This is a genomic window from Pseudomonas gingeri, from assembly GCF_013386115.1.
Taxonomy (GTDB): domain Bacteria; phylum Pseudomonadota; class Gammaproteobacteria; order Pseudomonadales; family Pseudomonadaceae; genus Aquipseudomonas; species Aquipseudomonas gingeri.
On the sequence record NZ_JACAOR010000023.1, the window covers coordinates 1 to 3,215 of the forward strand.

Consider the following 3,215-nt stretch of genomic DNA (forward strand, 5'->3'; position numbering starts at 1 on the left):
GGGTTTGTGGCATCGGACCATCAGCGGCCGAGCAAACCAGGATCGCGCCGTCCATCTGGGCAGCACCGGTGATCATGTTCTTCACGTAGTCAGCGTGACCTGGGCAGTCAACGTGAGCGTAGTGACGCACAGCCGAATCGTATTCAACGTGAGCGGTGTTGATGGTGATACCGCGAGCTTTTTCTTCCGGGGCACTGTCGATCTTGTCGAACTCGACCTTAGCCGAACCGAAAACCTCGGAGCAGACACGGGTCAGCGCAGCAGTCAGAGTGGTCTTACCGTGGTCGACGTGACCAATGGTGCCAACGTTGACGTGCGGCTTATTACGTTCGAACTTTTCCTTAGCCATCGAAATCACCCTTAGGAGAAGAATTGAGCAAGCTACATCGACCATTAAAACAAAGGCAGATATTCTCATATCTGCCTTGTTATATATGGAGCTCTTGAGCGGATTTGAACCGCTGACCTCACCCTTACCAAGGGTGTGCTCTACCAACTGAGCTACAAGAGCGAAACACTTTGCACAAACAGCAAACTTGGAGCGGGTAGCGGGAATCGAACCCGCATCATCAGCTTGGAAGGCTGAGGTTCTACCACTAAACTATACCCGCGGAGCTTGTTGCTTCCGCTGAAATTATGGTGGAGGGAGAAGGATTCGAACCTTCGAAGTCTGAGACGTCAGATTTACAGTCTGATCCCTTTGGCCGCTCGGGAACCCCTCCAATCGAGGCGCATTCTACATCATGCTGAACCTCTGTCAAGCAATTTCTCATTTAAAAATATGAGGTTAGCTGCGTTGACCTCGCTTCCCAGCCAGTCCCTCAAGAGGTGTTCACTGCGAAGCGGGCGCCATTCTATGCAAACTATTCGGCAGTTGCAATGCCTTCGCACAACATTATTTTATGTTTTAACTCATTGAATTCTTTAGCAAGATTCTGCAGAAGGGCGTCATCCAGCAAATGCCGGCTTTCGGGTGCGATACGCAGCCAATAGCCCGCGGAATCCGGAACATTCACCCGCTGTACACGCGCCTTGATATCCATTCCCTGCAGGCGCTGCTGAATCGACTGGGCGACATCCTGGCGTGCCACCCCTCCCAGATACAGGCACTCGGACTCCTCTTCCTGGTCCCTGGCGGCGGTTTTGCGCGCCCCGGCGTTATCCGACTCGCTCAACAACTGGATATCCTGGTGCGCACTGCGATAAAGCGACAGAGGAGCCACCTCCTTCGCCCTCAGTGGCGCCTCCTGCTGATGCCAGACGTAATAGACACCATTGAGTACCAGCAACAACAGAAACAACCAACGCATAGAAACCTCAGCTCAACGGGCAGGCAATGGCCAGGCCGACAAATACCAGATCAGGCACCCACCTGGCTCCGGGAACAACCTCGCTGACCAATGCCGCGTCGCCTCCGGTGAGGAATACCCTGAAGTCATCCCCCCAGTACTCGCGAGCCTGCTCCAATTGGGTAAGGACAAAACCCCGGAGCATCAACAGACAGCCGCGCTCCACCGCCTCGACGGTTTCCTGCCCGGGCGCCAGGCTGGCCAGCGCAAGCTCGGCGGCCACATCGTCATAGCGGATCCGCCGAGTATGGGTACGCAACTGGTTACGCATCAACTGCATTCCAGGACAAATGAAGCCACCCAGGTGCAGGCCGTCCTCGGCGACGAAATCCGCGGTGACCGCCGTGCCGAAATCCAGCACCAGGCACGGCCCACCGGCCAGCCGGAAACCACCGAGCAAGGCCAGCCAGCGATCAAGCCCCAAGCGCTCAGGATCTTTGTAACCATTGCGCACACCCGCCATTTCTTCCGCGGGCTGCGCACACGCCACCTCGATGCCAAAGGCATCGACAAGCGCCGCGACCAGACGATCCGTTTCCTCTTCGGTACGCACACTGACCAGGCGACACCACGCCAACTTCAACGTGCTCCCCTCACGCAATCGCTGCAGCAGCATCTGGTCGGAGTCGACGACACCACCGGCGACCACTTCTTCACCATCGGCCAGAATGACGCGCCACTTGATAAAGCTGTTACCGCAGTCGAGCTCAAGAATCATTGCGCAACCTCAAGCTGAGCTCGCCACCGCTGAACACTTTCTCGACACCGGCAACCTTCAGGCGAAGCGCGCCCTGCTGGTCAATGCCGAGCACCGTGCCATCGATCACGTTGGCGCCAGCGACCAGGGAAACCTCCCGCCCCTGCCAGAGATGATTCTGCTCCCACTCCGCCTGTATCGCAGAAAAGCCCGATGCCTGATGCCGCTGCAGATAATCCTGAAGCTTCTCGCTCAAGGATGCGATCACCTGATTGCGGTCCACCGCGCGCCCCGTCTCGAGCCTGGCGGATGTCCATTGCTGATCAACCTGATCGGCGACCTGCATGTTGACGTTGATACCGATGCCCAGCACAACGTGACAGACATCCGCCGGGTCCCCGACCAGCTCCAGCAGGATACCAGCGATTTTCCGGCCACCTACCAGGACATCGTTCGGCCATTTCAGGCCCGCCCCCGGGATACCCAGCTCCCGCAGGGCGTGCAACACCGCGAGGCCCACCACCAGGCTCAAACCCTCGAGCTGACGCATGCCGCCATCGACCCTGAGCAACAGGCTGTAATAGATATTCTCGGCGAATGGACTGACCCACTGGCGTCCGCGACGACCACGGCCTGCCGTCTGCCGTTCGGCCACGACAACAAAGGGCGCAGGAGCAGCACGCTCGACCAGGCGCAACGCTTCGGCGTTGGTCGAGTCGATCGACTCATAGACATGTACCGGCCAGGTCGGCGAGGACCTGGCGGCGGCGATAGCTTGCTGATCAAGCAGCACCAGGGGAGAGGCCAACTGATAACCACGACCACGCACCTTGTGGATCGATAGCCCCAGTTCGGCCTCTAACTGCTGAAGCTGCTTCCAGACAGCGCTGCGACTGACGCCCAACGCCGCCCCAAGCGCCTCGCCAGAGTGAAATCGACCATCTTTCAGGAGTTTTAACAACGTCAGCATGCAGGTCTCGCCTCACAATGAGGCACGCATGATAGCCATGAGCCGGAGCCTTGCATACTGCGGGGGCGCCGCAGAGACAGCCTCATCCTCCGTCCCCTGTGGGAGCCGGCTTGCCGGCGATGGCGGCCGCCAGATCCCCGCAAGGCTCAAGGGCCTTATCGCTGCGAGTTTTTCGCAGCGCAAAAACAAAACCCCAACT

General features: G+C 58.4%; 4 protein-coding genes and 3 tRNA genes. All 7 read right to left on the reverse strand.

Annotated elements, in window-relative coordinates:
- Nucleotides 1-349, reverse strand: a 349-nt coding sequence (locus tag HX881_RS32570) for a GTP-binding protein (RefSeq protein WP_177088669.1), incomplete at its 3' end; no start/stop codon positions are given.
- An 86-nt stretch (nt 350-435) separates the two neighbouring features.
- Nucleotides 436-511: transfer RNA gene (locus HX881_RS32575), tRNA-Thr, on the reverse strand.
- Nucleotides 512-537: 26 nt separating this feature from the next.
- Nucleotides 538-611: transfer RNA gene (locus HX881_RS32580), tRNA-Gly, on the reverse strand.
- A 26-nt stretch (nt 612-637) separates the two neighbouring features.
- Nucleotides 638-722, reverse strand: a tRNA-Tyr gene (locus HX881_RS32585).
- A 141-nt stretch (nt 723-863) separates the two neighbouring features.
- Nucleotides 864-1,310 carry a hypothetical protein gene (locus HX881_RS32590; RefSeq protein ID WP_017123244.1) on the reverse strand — a complete coding sequence of 149 codons (447 nt, stop codon included), beginning with the start codon at nt 1,308-1,310 and terminating at the stop codon, nt 864-866.
- 7 nt (nt 1,311-1,317) lie between these two features.
- A complete protein-coding gene (locus HX881_RS32595) occupies nt 1,318-2,067 on the reverse strand; it encodes a pantothenate kinase (RefSeq protein ID WP_177088671.1) in 750 nt (249 codons plus the stop codon).
- Nucleotides 2,057-3,016 carry a bifunctional biotin--[acetyl-CoA-carboxylase] ligase/biotin operon repressor BirA gene (birA, locus tag HX881_RS32600; protein WP_177088673.1) on the reverse strand — a complete coding sequence of 320 codons (960 nt, stop codon included), beginning with the start codon at nt 3,014-3,016 and terminating at the stop codon, nt 2,057-2,059. The genes HX881_RS32595 and birA overlap by 11 nt, the downstream gene beginning before the upstream one ends.
- Nucleotides 3,017-3,215 lie beyond the last annotated feature (199 nt).